This window comes from Pseudoduganella sp. R-34 (assembly GCF_049904655.1).
In the GTDB taxonomy this organism is placed as follows: Bacteria; Pseudomonadota; Gammaproteobacteria; order Burkholderiales; family Burkholderiaceae_D; genus Rugamonas.
Genome location: NZ_CP184572.1, coordinates 5,555,277 through 5,568,605, shown reverse-complemented (window position 1 = coordinate 5,568,605; position 13,329 = coordinate 5,555,277). Strand labels below are relative to the sequence as shown.

The following is a 13,329-nucleotide window of genomic DNA, read 5'->3' as shown; positions in this document are numbered from 1 at the left end:
CATGCGTGGCGGCGCCCCGGCGGCAGCCGGACGTGCCGGCTGATTGGAGGTTGCGATGCAGGATGCACGGATCGGATGCTGGGCGCTGTTCAAGGTCTTCTCACACATGGCGATGCAGGGCTTTGGCGGCGTGCTGCCCTTTGCCTACCGCCACCTGGTTGAACGCACGCAGTGGCTGACCGCCGCTGAATTTGGCCAGCTCCTCAGCATCGCGCAGCTGCTGCCCGGGCCCACGATCTGCAACCTGTCCGTCATGGTCGGCCAGCGCTACGCCGGCGTGGCAGGCGGCTTTTCCGCGCTGGCCGGTCTCCTGCTTGGCCCATTCTTCATCGTGATCGCGCTAGGCGCGGCCTACCAGGAGCTGGCGCACCATCCGCTGTTCATCAACGCCATGCGCGGCATGGCGGCAGCGGCGTCCGGGCTGATCCTCGCGACTGCGCTCAAGCTGGCGGTCGGCATGTTGCGCGGCTCTGCGCTGCCGGCCCGCCGTGCGGTACAGGTCGCGCTGCTGGTGGCGGCTTTCATCGGCCTGGGGGTAGCCAAGGTCGGACTCATCACGGTGGTTGCCACGCTGGTGCCGATCGGCTTCCTGCTGTTTGCCTTCGTCTGGAGGAAACCATGAGCGATGACGTCAAACTGGGCGGGCTGGCATGGCACCTTGCCGTGCTGTCGCTGACGGCAATCGGCGGCGGCGTGGTGCTGGTCGCGCCGGACGTGCACCATTACGTCTCCGTGCAGAACCATTGGCTGACCGATGAACAGTTCGCCGCCATGTACGCCCTGGCGCAAGCAGCGCCCGGCCCGAACCTGCTGTTCGTCACGCTGATCGGCTGGATGATCAAGGGCTGGCTGGGCGCCGTCGTGGTTACCCTGGCGGCAATCGTGCCATCGTCTTGCCTGGTGCTGGCGCTGGGGACGGTGATCAACCGCCACGGCGGCGGGGAGGGGCGCTGGGCCGGCGCGCTGCGCGATGCGCTGGCGCCGCTGGCGGCCGGCATGCTGGCCGGCGCCGCCTGGACTTTCCTGAGCGTGGCCGGCGCCGGATGGCGCGGCATCGTGCTGGCGCTGGCCGCCGCGGCGGCGGCCTATGCGACCAAGCTGAATCCCTTGTGGCTGATTGCCTTAGGCGCGCTGGCCGGCGCGATCGGGCTGGTTTGAGCGGTAGGCCCATACCAGCATGATGATGGCGCCGATGATCATCGGCAGCGACAGCATCTGGCCGGAAGTGATCGGCAGGCCGGCCACGGTGATTTCCCAGTCCGGCGTGCGGAACCACTCGGTGAAGAAACGCGCGCAGCCATACAGCAGCACGTACAGCGCACCGACCGCCAGGCGAGGGCGGGCCTTGCGCGCGAACGGCCACAGGATGCAAAACACCAGGATGCCGTCGACCAGCATCTGGTAGATCGCCGAGGGGTGGCGCGGCATCGGGCCTGCGTTCGGGTAGATCATCGCCCATGGCAGGTTCGGATCGCTGACAATGCGCCCCGGCAGTTCGGCGTTGATGAAATTGCCCATGCGGCCGGCGGCATAACCGAGCGGCACCAGCGGCGCGATGAAATCATACACGTCCAGCAGGTTGCGCTTGCGTTTGCGCCCCCACAGCGCCATGCCGATCAATACGCCGAGGAAGCCGCCGTGGAAGCTCATGCCGCCTTCCCACACTTTGAAGATGCGCAGCGGCGTCAGCAGCATTTCCGGCTGGTAGAAGAACACTTCGCCCAGGCGGCCGCCAACAATGACGCCCAGCATTCCGTAGAACAGCATGTCGTCCAGGTCTTCCTTGGTCCAGCCTTGCGCGGCAATGTGCGGCTGCTTGATGCGCACGCGGCCCAAGGCGATAAACATGGCAAAGGCCAGCACGTACATCAGGCCATACCAGTGGATCGCCACAGGACCCAGGTGGACGGCGACCGGATCGGGCATTGGATGCATTAAGGGCATTCAGATTCTCTTTCTCATCAATTCCAAAAAGCCGCGCAGCACGGGCGAGGCATTGTCGCGCCGCCAGGCCAGGCCGGTTTCCACCAGCGGCGTGCTCTGGACCAGGGGCAGGTATTCCACGCCTGGCCGGCGCAAATTCGACACGGATTGTGGCACAAGTGCGATACCCATGCCAGCCGATACCAGGCTGACGATGGTCTGCATCTGGATCGCTTCCTGCCCCGCCTCGGCGGTAATGCCTGCCTCGCGGAACACGGACAGGATGGCATCGTACAGGCCGGGCGAGATATGGCGCGGGAAAATGATCAGGGGCAGGCCTGCCAGCCTGCGCAAGTCGGCGGTACGCGCCCGCGCCAGTGCAGGCAGTCCCGCAGGTGCGGCCAGCACCAGCGGTTCGCTCAGGACGGGCAGGTAGTCGAGTTCCTGGCGCGCACGGTCGGGCAGGGGCGGGATCAGCAGGCCTGCATCGACGCGGCCTTCCAGCAGATCGTCCAGTTGCAGGTCGGAGGTGGCCTCCTTCAGCGTGATCTCCACCAGCGGGAATTCAGCACGGTAGGCCTGCAATGTCGGCGGCAGCACGCTGTAGTCGGCGGACGACACGAAAGCCAGCGACAGGCGCCCGCTGGCGCCGCTGGCCGCGCGCTGCACCAGCGCCGGCAGGGCGGCAGACTGTTCGAGCATGCGGCGCGCCTCAGGCAGCAGGGCTTCGCCGGCCGCGGTCAGCGCCACGCCGCGCCGGTTGCGCTCGAACAGCGGTGCGCCCAGCATCTCCTCCAGCGCCATGATGGTCTGCGACAGCGGCGGTTGCGTCATGTGGAGCCGGCGCGCGGCGCGGCCGAAATGCAGCTCCTCGGCGACCGTGGCGAAATAGCGCAGCTGGCGAAGTTCGATATTCATTCGCAAAGCATATCACAGCAGCGATTATCATATATTTGACAACTTGACAGGGGCAAGGCAATCTTAGACTCTTACTGAGGAGACCCCACCATGCCGCAATACCGTTCCTACACCACCACCCAAGGCCGCAATATGGCAGGCGCGCGCGCCCTGTGGCGTGCCACCGGCATGAAAGATGGCGATTTCAACAAACCGATCATCGCCGTGGTCAATTCCTTCACCCAATTCGTACCGGGCCACGTGCACCTGAAAGACCTGGGCCAGCTGGTTGCACGCGAGATCGAAGCAGCGGGAGGCGTAGCCAAGGAATTCAACACCATCGCCGTTGACGACGGCATCGCCATGGGCCACGGCGGCATGCTGTACTCGCTGCCCTCGCGCGACCTGATCGCCGACTCCGTCGAATACATGGTCAACGCCCACTGCGCCGACGCCATGGTGTGCATCTCGAACTGCGACAAGATCACCCCGGGCATGCTGATGGCCGCCATGCGCCTGAACATCCCTGCAGTCTTCGTCTCCGGCGGCCCGATGGAGGCGGGCAAGGTGATCAAGGCCGTCAACGGCGGCGAAAAGATCATCAAGCTGGACCTGGTCGACGCCATGATCAAGGCCGGCGACCGCAGCGTGTCCGATGCCGACGTAGCGGAAATCGAGCGCTCGGCCTGCCCGACCTGCGGTTCCTGCTCCGGCATGTTCACCGCCAACTCGATGAACTGCCTGACCGAGGCGCTGGGCCTGTCCCTGCCCGGCAACGGCACCATCGTCGCTACCCACAGCGACCGCAGGGAACTGTTCCTGCGCGCCGGCCGCCTGATCGTGGAAATCACCAAGCGCCACTACGAACAGGATGACTACAGCGTGCTGCCGCGCTCCATCGCCACCAAGGAGGCGTTCGAGAACGCGATGGCGCTGGACGTCTCCATGGGCGGTTCCACCAACACCGTGCTGCACCTGCTGGCAGCCGCGCACGAAGCGGGCGTGCCGTTCACCATGGCCGACATCGACCGCATCTCGCGCAAGGTGCCATGCCTGTGCAAGGTTGCGCCGATGACCGACAAGTTCCACATCGAAGACGTGCATCGCGCCGGCGGCATCATCTCCATCCTCGGCGAACTTGCGCGCGCCGGCCTGCTGGACACCACTCAGCACACCGTGCACAGCCCGACCATGGGCGACGCCATCGAAAAATATGACATCAAGCGCAGCGACGACGCTGCCGTGCACCAGCTGTTCCGCGCCGCACCGGGCGGGGTCCCGACCCAGGTGGCGTTCTCGCAATCCGAACGCTATGCCTCCTCGGACCTGGACCGCAGCAGCGGCTGCATCCGCGACCTGGAGCACGCTTACTCGAAGGACGGCGGCCTGGCGGTCCTGTACGGAAACATCGCCGAAAAGGGCTGCATCGTGAAGACCGCCGGCGTGGATGAATCGATCCTGAAATTCAGCGGCAAGGCACGCGTGTTCGAAAGCCAGGACGCTGCGGTGGAAGGCATCCTGGGCGACACCGTGCATGAAGGCGACGTGGTCATCATCCGCTACGAAGGCCCCAAAGGCGGCCCGGGCATGCAGGAAATGCTGTACCCGACCTCGTACATCAAGTCGAAAGGCCTGGGCAAGGCATGCGCGCTGTTCACCGACGGCCGCTTCTCCGGCGGCTCGTCCGGTCTGGTGATCGGCCATGCCTCGCCGGAAGCGGCCGAAGGCGGCGCGATCGGCCTGGTGGAAGAGGGCGACATGATCGACATCGACATCCCGGCGCGCACCATCAACCTGCGCGTGACGCCGGAGACGCTGGCACAGCGCCGCGCCGCAATGGAAGCCCGCGGCGCCGACGCCTGGAAACCGGTGGATCGCGAGCGCTACGTCTCGCAAGCCCTGCAAGCCTACGCCGCGCTGACCACCTCCGCCGACCGCGGCGCCGTGCGCGATCTCAGCCAGCTCGCTCGCAAATAAAAAGTCTGCTGAAGCTAGTTCGGTACTGGGTCGGGGTGAGGGCGGTGAGGTCTTTGAACATGCGCCGCATGCCTGAGTCGCTGCTGAAGCCTAGCTCGATGCTGATCGTGCTGGCGGATGCCTTGGTGTAAATCAGGCGCTCGCTTACTTGCCGCAACTTGATGCGGCGGATGTAGGCAGCAGCCGGCATGTCGCTCGCTGCCAGCACTTTGCGGGCGAGCGTTCTTTCCGTCGTATGCATCTCGGCCGCTACACGCGCCACGGTGGCTTCGCTGGCCGGCAGTCGCTCGACGGCCAGGTGCAGCGTGCGCAGCATGGCGTCCTGTTGCTCGATCAGGTCGAGCATGTGAAAGGTGTGGTGGGTCCTTTCCTCCGGCCGCGGCAACACCATCAACCTTGCCAGTTCACGATAGGCTTCCTTGCCTAGCTTGGCCTCAATCAGTGACTGAATGATGGGCAGATGGCCGTTGACGCCCGATGCGGTGGCGGTACGCTCGTTAACTGCCAGCGTGCGCTCGAATTGCCAGCGCACCTTGGGGAAGCTTGTTGTGGCGTAATCGGCGAGCCACCAGGTGAGGGTTGCCGTTTGCCTGTCCAGCCGGCCCGTTGCGGCGGCGAGGCATACGCCGGTGCAGTAGGCCCAGAGCTGCACGCGACGCGGCAGCGCGGCAAGCGCGGCGACGAGGCCTGCGCTGGCGTCCAGGGTGCGCGCGGCCTGGCCCAGGGACTGGCCCCAGAAGCCTGGCACCAGCAAAGCATCGACTGCCGCTTCTTCCAGCGCTATCGCGGCGTGCAGGTGCTGGGCGTGTGCGCATTCGACCTTGCCGGCGCGGGCGGCGACAAAGACCGGTTCAAACAGCGGCTTGCCGGCCCGCAGGTTGGCGGCGTGCAGCAAGTCCATCGCGGCAAACAAGCCGGCAGGCAGGCAATTCGGGTAGAGCAGGAGGCCGATGCGCATGGCGGGAAATGGATGGATTGTGTCGGATCCTGCCATTGTAGGGCGAGCCGCCCGGGCGCACAATTTCGGCATGAAGATCACTCAACTTCGCAACGCGACGGCCATTATCGAGTTTGGCCCATACAAAATACTCGTGGACCCCATGCTGGCGCCAAAGGGCGCGCTGCCGCCGCTCAAGCTGCTGGGGGAAAGGCTGCGCAATCCGGTCGTCGAGCTGCCGCCGCTGACGGAAGGCATGCTGGAAACGGTCACGCACTGCCTGATCACGCACTGCCAGAAAGGCCACTTCGACCACCTGGACCGCGCCGCCAAAGCCTGGCTACGCGGCAAGCAGATCCCCGTCATCTGCACGCCGCATGATGAGGGACACCTGCTCCAGCGCGGCCTGAACGTGCAGCCGCTGGCGCCGGGCCATCACGAACCCCAGCCCTTCCTTGAAGGGCGTATCAGGACCGTGAACTGCCGCCACGGCAAAGGCCTGGTCAGCCTGATGATGGAACACGGCGTGGGCTACTTCATCGAGATGCCCGGTGAGCCGAGCCTGTACCTGTCGGGCGACACCATCCTGACGCAGGAAGTGCTGGATTTCCTGGCGCTGCACCAGCCCGACGTCAGCGTCGTACCGGCAGGCGGCGCCAGGTTCGACCTGGGCCACGAAATCATCATGGGAATCGAAGAGGTGCTGCAGTTCGCCCGCGTCACGAAGGGCCTCGTGGTGGCGAACCATCTTGAAGCCTTGAGCCACTGCCCGGTTCAGCGGGCAGCGCTACAGGAACAGGCGCTGCGTGCAGGCCTGGCCGGCCGCGTCGTCGTGCCCGCGGATGGCGAAACCCTTACTTACGCTTCTTCAGGTCGTCGAACGCCTTCTTGACGCGATCCTTGCGGCGCTGCTCGTCGACGTTGTGGGCCTTGCGCTTGTCGAGGCCCAGCATCGGCTCGATCACTTCGAAAAAGACAAAGGCAATGGCCATGATGCCGCCGATCCACCACCACGACAGGTCGGCGAACTTCCAGACTTCAAAGTACTTCAGTGCCACGAGGGCGATAATCAATAAGATAATGGGCATGGAAAACTCCTTAGTATTCCATCATAGCAATATCCGGCTAACGGTCAACCCATAATACGCAGTGCGCGTTGTGGAGTAGAATTGTGTCAGTTTTTTTCCTGGAGATGAAAATGAAACGTTCACTGTTGGTTGGTTTCCTGGTTACCGCGGCTTTCTCGTCGCAGGCTGCTTTTGCAAACGCTGACCTGGCCAAGGCCAAGAACTGCATGGCTTGCCACGCAGTGGCCACCAAGCTGGTTGGCCCGGCTTACAAGGATGTCGCAGCCAAGTACGCCGGCCAGAAAGATGCTGAAGCCAAGCTGGTTGCGAAAGTCATGAAGGGCGGTTCCGGCGTCTGGGGCGCAGTCCCGATGCCAGCCAACCCGCAGGTAAGCGAGGCGGAAGCCAAGACCCTGGTGAAATGGGTCCTGTCCCAGAAATGACGTAAAAAAATGGGGACGTACCCCATTTTTCAAAGAAGAAGGGGTACGTCCCCTTTTTTTATTTGATTACTTCGATGCGCGTTTTCTTGTCGGCCTTGTAGCCGAACAGCGTCAGCGCGCCATCCTTGATATCCCCCTTGGCGTCGAAGGCGATGGTGCCGCTGATGCCGTCATGCCTGACCTTCTTCAGGAAGGGCAGGTACTTGGCCGGGTCGGTCGACTTGGCATCGGCCATGGCGTGGGCAATTGCCATCGTTGCATCGTAGGCGTACGGGGCGTAGATCTGCACGTCGTAGCCGTAGCGTTTCTTGAAGCGGCCGGCAAATTCGTCCAGTTTTTTCTCCTGCTCCGGCGTCACGCCGCCGGCTTCCGCGCACACCACCACGTCGTCGGCGCCGCCCGACAGTTTCGGCAGCGCTTCGGTGCAGATGCCGTCGCCGCCCATCAGCTTGGCCTTGATGCCGAGCGCCTTCATCTGGCGCAGCAGCGGGCCGCCCACCGAGTCCATGCCGCCGAAGAACACCAGGTCCGGGTTCCTGGACCGGATCGAGGTCAGGATGGCGTTGAAATCGGTCGACTTGTCGGTGGTGAACTGCTTGTCCACGATCTGCACGCCGGCGCCTTTCTTGGCTTCCTTCAGGAATTCGGCTGCCACGCCCTGGCCGTAGGCGGTGCGATCGTCGATCACGGCGATGCGCTTGGCGCCCAGTTTCTGCGTGGCGTACTTGCCCAGCGAGCTGCCCAGCTTGAAGTCGTTCGCCACCACGCGGAAGGTGGTGTTGAAGCCCTGGTTGGTGTACACCGGGCTGGTGGACGAAGCCGAAATCTGCGGGATGCCGGCGTCGTAGTAGATCTTGGATGCCGGAATGGTGGTGCCTGAATTCTGGTGCCCGATCACGCCCTGTACTTTGGCGTCGACCAGCTTCTGCGCTGCCGAAGTCCCCTGTTTGGGGTCGCCGGCATCGTCTTCCGACACCATCTCGAACTTGACCGCCTTGCCGTTGACCTTGAATCCCTTGGCGTTCAAGTCTTCCACCGCCATGCGCACGCCGCTCTGGTTGTCCTTGCCCAGGTGGGCGGACTGGCCGGACAGCGGCCCGACGTAGCCGATCTTGACCACTTCCTGGGCGCTCGCGGCGCCAGCAAAGGCCAAGGCGATGGCTGCGATGATGGTTTTGGTTTGCATTGCACTTTCTCCTGAAACGAAAACGGGCCGCCATGCTGGCTGGCGGCCCACGGGCTCCCCCCCGATAATTCTCGCGTACTGCGTTGGTTACTTGACCACTTCCATCTTGGTCTTGATGCCGCCCTTGTAAGTGAACAGGGTCAACGCACCATCCTTGATGTCGCCGAACGGGTCGAACTCGATCAGGCCGGTCACGCCCTGGTGCTTGATCTTGGCCAGCGCCGGCAGGTATTTGGCCGGCTCGGACGAATTGGCTTTTTCCATGGCGTCGGCCATGGTCATGATGGCGTCGTAGACATACGGCGCGTACAGTTGCACTTCCTGGCCGTACTTCTTCTTGTAGCGGGCACGGAAGTCGTCCATGTTCTTCTGCATGTCGGCAGTCACGCCGCCGGCTTCGGCGCAGGTGACTACGCCATCGGCGGCAGCGCCGGCGGACAGGCGGTACAGCGCATCGGTACAGACGCCGTCGCCGCCCATGAATTTGGCATTGATGCCCAGCGCCTTCATCTGGCGCAGCAGCGGGCCGCCGACCGAGTCCATGCCGCCGAAGAACACCAGGTCCGGATTCTTGGACTTGATGTTGGTCAGGATGGCGTTGAAGTCGGTGGCATTGGCGTTGGTGAATTCCTTGCCGACCACTTGCACACCCGGCAGGGCTTTCTTGGCGCCTTTGACGAATTCGTCGGCCACGCCCTGGCCGTAAGCGGTGCGGTCGTCGATCACGGCGATCTTCTTGGCGCCCAGGTTCTTCACCGCATAGGCGCCGAGGGTGCCGCCCAGCTTGTTGTCGTTGGCAACTACGCGGAATGCGGTGTTGAACTTCTGCTTGGTGTACACCGGCGAGGTGGCGGCCGGCGAAATCTGCGGGATGCCGGCGTCGTAGTAGATCTTGGAGGCCGGGATGGTGGTGCCGGAGTTCAGGTGGCCGATCACGCCCTGGACCTTGGCGTCCACCAGCTTTTGCGCGGCGGTGGTGCCCTGTTTCGGGTCGCCCGCATCGTCTTCGAACTGCACCACGAACTTGACTGGCTTGCCGCCGATCTTGACGCCCTTGGCGGTCAAGTCTTCAACGGCCATGCGGGCGCCGTTTTCCATGTCCTTGCCCAGGTGCGAGTTAGGGCCCGATACCGGGGCGACGTGGCCAATCTTGATAGTGTCCTGTGCGTAGGCGCTGCCGGCAAATGCCAGGGCAAGGGCGACAGGGATGAACTTGTTCTTGAACTGCATCGGGGGCTCCAGTCAAAAAGTCGGATTTGCCAGAGAAAATACAACAAAATCCCCGAATGGCAAAGAGGGAATTATTTCTGGCGGGTGGAACTAGCCTGCAGGTGCGTGATTTCCTGCTGCACGGCGCGGGTGACGATCTTGCCGATGGTGTCGTGCAGGCCGTCGCGGATTTCCGCCGTCAGGGCATGCAAGGCATGTTCCAGGACTTCGGCCATGCTGTCCTTGATGCGTTGCTCCAGCACGAAATCGACGCGGTTCGACAACTGCTGCAGCACCTGCTCGGAGACGCGGCGCTGCAGCGCTTCCCAGTCCACGGCATCGTCCAACTCGGGTTGCGAATCGTCGGCCGGCGCCGCAGCAACGGCGGACGCCGGCGGCGGCTCGTCGTTCATGATTTCGGTCAGGACCGGGATGCTGGCGTCAAAAGGCTGGTTCATTAACTACTTGCCTACAGTGAGGTGTTTGAGCGGGAAATCCTGGCGTTTGTAGGCAGCATAGCGCAGGCGGCCCGCCGCTGCATCTTCCTCGTCGGAGGAGATGACTTCGATCAAACGCGGAAACGCCTCGAACTGCGCCGGAGCGCGGCGCGCCAGGTTGACCAGCAGGCCGGCTTCCGGCAGTTCTGTCGTGTCGCTGTCGGCCAGCACAATGGCGGAATCGGGCGCCAGCGGATCGTTGGCGTGGGCGTGCGGCAGGAAGTCGATGGCGGAGAAGGTCCACAGGGCCTTGTCCAGCTGCGCCAGTTGCGCTGCGTCTTCGGTCATCACGACGATGCGCGGCGTGCTGGCGTAGGCTTTGCGCAGCAGGCGGCAGGCATAGGCAACCTTGTCCGGCACGCCGCTGTGGAAATCGATCTGCGTCATTGGTTCTTGATGCGTCTCAGAAGCGGAAGTTCGGCGGCGCGTTTTGAGGCGTTTCGCGTTCGCGGCGAGCCTTCTCCGCGGCGGCTGCTGCGCGGTCGGCCTCCGCCTTGCTGGCGGCGACTTCCTCGGCGCTCGGAGCGCGCGGCGGCGCGGCGGGCGCAGGCGGCGGGTTCGAATAACCCGGCGGCAGCATCTTCTCGGTCGGGTAGCCGGCCTGGGTCAGCGCGCTATCCCAGGCACCTTGCTCGAAGCCGATCTGGCGCGTGCGCCCGACCAGCAGGAACGGCACCTGGCCTTCGCTGCCGGCCTTTTTCATGGCATCGAAGTCGTCGTTGGTGGAGACCGTCTTTTCGCGGTACGGAATGCCGCGGTTGGCCAGCAGGGTGCGGGCCATATTGCAGCCGGCGCCGCAGTTGGGGGTGGTGTACAGCACTACCGGACGGGCACGCACGGCCTCCGCCAGTTCGGCGGGCAACTCGGCGCCGCCGGCGCCGGCGGTGTTGTAGTTCTTTACTTCCGCCTTCTTGGCGGTGGCTGGCGGCGGCGTCTCCGTAAAGTGGGTGACGCCTTTCTCGTCCTTCCACTTGTACATCTGGGCGTGCGCCGCGCTGGCAGTCAGCAGCAGCAAAAGCAGGGCAGCGCGTTTCATTGACTTTCTATCTCCATTAAGCCGCCATGCCGCTGTGGCGCAGCAGGGCGTCGATGCTCGGCTCACGGCCGCGGAATGCGGTAAACGACTCCAGCGCCGGGCGCGAACCGCCGACGGCCAGGATCTCCTGCTGGAAGCGTTTACCAGTTTCTGTGGACAGTTTGCCGCCGTCCAGCGCCGCCGCTTCCTCGAAGGCTGCGTAGGCGTCGGCAGACAATACTTCCGCCCACTTATAGCTATAGTATCCCGCCGCATAGCCTCCGGCAAAGATATGGCCGAAGGAATGTTGGAATCGGTTGAAACTTGGCGGGATGATAACGGCAAACTTGCGGCGCACTTCGTCGATCACGTCCTGCACCGATTTGGCGCCGGATGGCTGGAAATCGTAGTGCAGCAGCATGTCGAGCAGGGCGAATTCCACCTGGCGCAGGGTCTGCAGGCCGGACTGGAAGTTCTTGGCCGCCAGCATGCGGTCGTACAGGGCGCGCGGCAGCGGCAGGCCGCTCTTCACGTGGGCGCTCATATGGCTCAGCACATCCCATTCCCAGCAGAAGTTTTCCATGAACTGCGACGGCAGCTCGACAGCATCCCATTCGACGCCGGAAATGCCGGACACCGCCAGCTCTTCAACCTGGGTCAGCATGTGGTGCAGGCCATGGCCGAATTCGTGGAACAGCGTGATCACTTCATCGTGGGTGAACAGCGACGGCTGCGGCACGCCGTCCACCACCAGCGGTTCGGTGAAATTGCAGGTCAGGTAGGCGACCGGAGTTTGCAGCTCGCCGTTCTTGATGCGGCGGCCGCGCGCGTCGTCCATCCAGGCGCCGCCGCTCTTGCCTTCGCGGGCGTACAGGTCCAGGTAGAACTGGCCTACCAGCACGCCATCGCGTTCGATGCTGTAGAAGCGCACGTCCTTGTGCCAGACCGGCGCGCTGTCCGGGCGGATGCTGACGCCGAACAGGGTTTGCACCAGCTTGAACAGGCCGTCGACCACTTTGTGTTCGGGGAAGTACTGCTTCACTTCCTGCGCCGAGAAGGAGTACAGGTGCTGCTGCAGCTTTTCGGAAGCGTAGGGCAGGTCCCACGACTGCAGGTTGTCGATGCCCAGCTCCTTGCTGGCGTAGGCCTGCAGTTCGGCCAGGTCTTTCTCGGCGAAGGGGCGAGCGCGTTTGGCCAGGTCTTCCAGAAATTCGATGACCTGTTCCGGCGACTTGGCCATTTTCGGCACCAGCGAGACTTCGGCGAAGTTCTTGTAGCCGAGCAGACCGGCCTCTTCGGCACGCAGTTTCAGCAGCGTGGCGATATTGGCGGTGTTGTCCCAGTCTTCGCGCTTGCTGAACGCGTCGCCCAGCTCGGAAGCCTTGGTGGCGTTGGCACGGTAGACCTTTTCGCGCAGCGCGCGGTTGTCGCAGAACTGCAGGATCGGGTAATAGGAAGGGAAGTGCAGGGTGAACAGCCAGCCTTGTTTGCCGTCCTTTTCGGCCAGCGCCTTGGCGGCAGCCTTGGAATCGTCGGGCAGGCCGCGCAGTTCGGCTTCGTCCTCCACCAGCAGTTTCCAGTCATTGGTGGCGTCCAGCACGTTCTCGCTGAAGCGGGTGCTGGTGGCGGCGTGTTCTTCCTGGATCGCAGCGAAGCGTTCCTTCTTGTCGGCCGGCAGTTCGGCGCCGCCCATGCGGAAGTCGCGGATCGCGTTGTCGACGATGCGCTGGCGTGCCGGTGACAGGGTGGCGAATTCCGCGCTGGCGCGCAAGGCCTTGTATTTGGCGAACAGCGCCTCGTTCTGGGCCAGGGCGGTCCAGAACTCGGTCACTTTCGGCAGGTTTTCGTTGTAGGTGGCGCGCAGCTCGGGCGTATCCACCACGTTGTTCAGGTGACTGACGATGCCCCAGGCGCGGCCCAGCAGCTCGGTGGAATTCTCCAGCGGGGTGACGAAATTATCCCAGGTTACCTGGTCGCTGGGCGCTTCCAGTTGCGCCACGGCAGCGCGGTTCTTTTCAAGCAGGTGCTCGATTGCGGGAGTGACGTGTTCGGGCTTGATCGCATCGAAACGCGGCAAGCCGCTAAAGTCCAGCAGGGGATTGTCAGTCATTCTTAACTCCTCAATAACCGTAAAAGCAGTGCCAGACCCGCAGGGTCAGGCACTGGTAACGCGGCGGC

15 protein-coding genes are annotated in these 13,329 nt (G+C 63.6%); 5 read left to right on the top strand and 10 right to left on the bottom strand.

The features are described from left to right. Positions 1–55: 55 nt before the first annotated feature. Both ACN9MW_RS25605 and ACN9MW_RS25600 read left to right on the top strand, forming a co-directional pair. Complete coding sequence (locus tag ACN9MW_RS25605) at positions 56–622, top strand: chromate transporter (RefSeq protein ID WP_426164102.1); 567 nt, start codon at positions 56–58, stop codon at positions 620–622. Then, positions 619–1,158 (top strand): chromate transporter, encoded by a 540-nt coding sequence (locus ACN9MW_RS25600; RefSeq protein WP_426164100.1) that lies wholly within the window; start codon positions 619–621, stop codon positions 1,156–1,158. The genes ACN9MW_RS25605 and ACN9MW_RS25600 overlap by 4 nt, the downstream gene beginning before the upstream one ends. On the opposite strand, the gene lgt is transcribed toward ACN9MW_RS25600, so the two are convergent. Together lgt and ACN9MW_RS25590 are read right to left on the bottom strand one after the other, a co-directional pair. Then, positions 1,123–1,944: a prolipoprotein diacylglyceryl transferase gene (gene lgt / locus ACN9MW_RS25595; protein WP_426164097.1), complete on the bottom strand. Its 822-nt coding sequence runs from the start codon at positions 1,942–1,944 to the stop codon at positions 1,123–1,125. The genes ACN9MW_RS25600 and lgt overlap by 36 nt on opposite strands. Next, positions 1,945–2,841 carry a LysR family transcriptional regulator gene (locus ACN9MW_RS25590; RefSeq protein ID WP_426164095.1) on the bottom strand — a complete coding sequence of 299 codons (897 nt, stop codon included), beginning with the start codon at positions 2,839–2,841 and terminating at the stop codon, positions 1,945–1,947. 90 nt (positions 2,842–2,931) lie between these two features. Here ACN9MW_RS25590 and ilvD point away from each other — a divergent pair, with 90 nt between their 5' ends. Continuing rightward, positions 2,932–4,797, top strand: coding sequence for a dihydroxy-acid dehydratase (gene ilvD, locus ACN9MW_RS25585; protein ID WP_426164092.1), 1,866 nt, complete (start codon positions 2,932–2,934; stop codon positions 4,795–4,797). Here ilvD and ACN9MW_RS25580 read toward each other — a convergent pair. After that, the gene (locus ACN9MW_RS25580) at positions 4,775–5,755 is read right to left on the bottom strand and encodes a GlxA family transcriptional regulator (protein WP_426164090.1); all 981 of its coding nucleotides are present in this window, start codon (positions 5,753–5,755) and stop codon (positions 4,775–4,777) included. The genes ilvD and ACN9MW_RS25580 overlap by 23 nt on opposite strands. A 70-nt stretch (positions 5,756–5,825) precedes the next feature. Here ACN9MW_RS25580 and ACN9MW_RS25575 point away from each other — a divergent pair, with 70 nt between their 5' ends. Beyond that, positions 5,826–6,626: an MBL fold metallo-hydrolase gene (locus tag ACN9MW_RS25575; RefSeq protein WP_426164087.1), complete on the top strand. Its 801-nt coding sequence runs from the start codon at positions 5,826–5,828 to the stop codon at positions 6,624–6,626. Here the strand turns inward: ACN9MW_RS25575 and ACN9MW_RS25570 are convergent. Continuing rightward, on the bottom strand, positions 6,589–6,822 hold the full coding sequence (locus tag ACN9MW_RS25570; protein WP_426164085.1) for a TIGR04438 family Trp-rich protein: 234 nt from the start codon (positions 6,820–6,822) through the stop codon (positions 6,589–6,591). The two genes, ACN9MW_RS25575 and ACN9MW_RS25570, sit on opposite strands and share 38 nt — an antisense overlap. Before the next feature lie 110 nt (positions 6,823–6,932). Between ACN9MW_RS25570 and ACN9MW_RS25565 the strand changes: the two genes are divergently transcribed. Next, positions 6,933–7,244: a c-type cytochrome gene (locus tag ACN9MW_RS25565; RefSeq protein ID WP_426164083.1), complete on the top strand. Its 312-nt coding sequence runs from the start codon at positions 6,933–6,935 to the stop codon at positions 7,242–7,244. 58 nt (positions 7,245–7,302) lie between these two features. Here the strand turns inward: ACN9MW_RS25565 and ACN9MW_RS25560 are convergent, their stop codons facing one another. The 6 genes from ACN9MW_RS25560 to ACN9MW_RS25535 all read right to left on the bottom strand — a co-directional run bounded on the left by ACN9MW_RS25560 (position 7,303) and on the right by ACN9MW_RS25535 (position 13,261). Then, entirely contained in the window at positions 7,303–8,430 is a 1,128-nt protein-coding gene (locus ACN9MW_RS25560; protein WP_426164081.1) for a branched-chain amino acid ABC transporter substrate-binding protein, read from the bottom strand. A gap of 87 nt (positions 8,431–8,517) precedes the next feature. Further along, positions 8,518–9,660 carry a branched-chain amino acid ABC transporter substrate-binding protein gene (locus ACN9MW_RS25555; RefSeq protein ID WP_426164078.1) on the bottom strand — a complete coding sequence of 381 codons (1,143 nt, stop codon included), beginning with the start codon at positions 9,658–9,660 and terminating at the stop codon, positions 8,518–8,520. Between the two features lie 71 nt (positions 9,661–9,731). Next, positions 9,732–10,097: a hypothetical protein gene (locus ACN9MW_RS25550; protein WP_426164076.1), complete on the bottom strand. Its 366-nt coding sequence runs from the start codon at positions 10,095–10,097 to the stop codon at positions 9,732–9,734. 3 nt (positions 10,098–10,100) lie between these two features. Further along, entirely contained in the window at positions 10,101–10,523 is a 423-nt protein-coding gene (locus ACN9MW_RS25545) for a DNA polymerase III subunit chi (RefSeq protein WP_426164074.1), read from the bottom strand. A 16-nt stretch (positions 10,524–10,539) separates the two neighbouring features. Next, on the bottom strand, positions 10,540–11,172 hold the full coding sequence (locus tag ACN9MW_RS25540) for a DUF4124 domain-containing protein (RefSeq protein ID WP_426164071.1): 633 nt from the start codon (positions 11,170–11,172) through the stop codon (positions 10,540–10,542). A gap of 16 nt (positions 11,173–11,188) precedes the next feature. Beyond that, a complete protein-coding gene (locus ACN9MW_RS25535; protein WP_426164069.1) occupies positions 11,189–13,261 on the bottom strand; it encodes a M3 family metallopeptidase in 2,073 nt (690 codons plus the stop codon). Between the last annotated feature and the right edge of the window lie 68 nt (positions 13,262–13,329).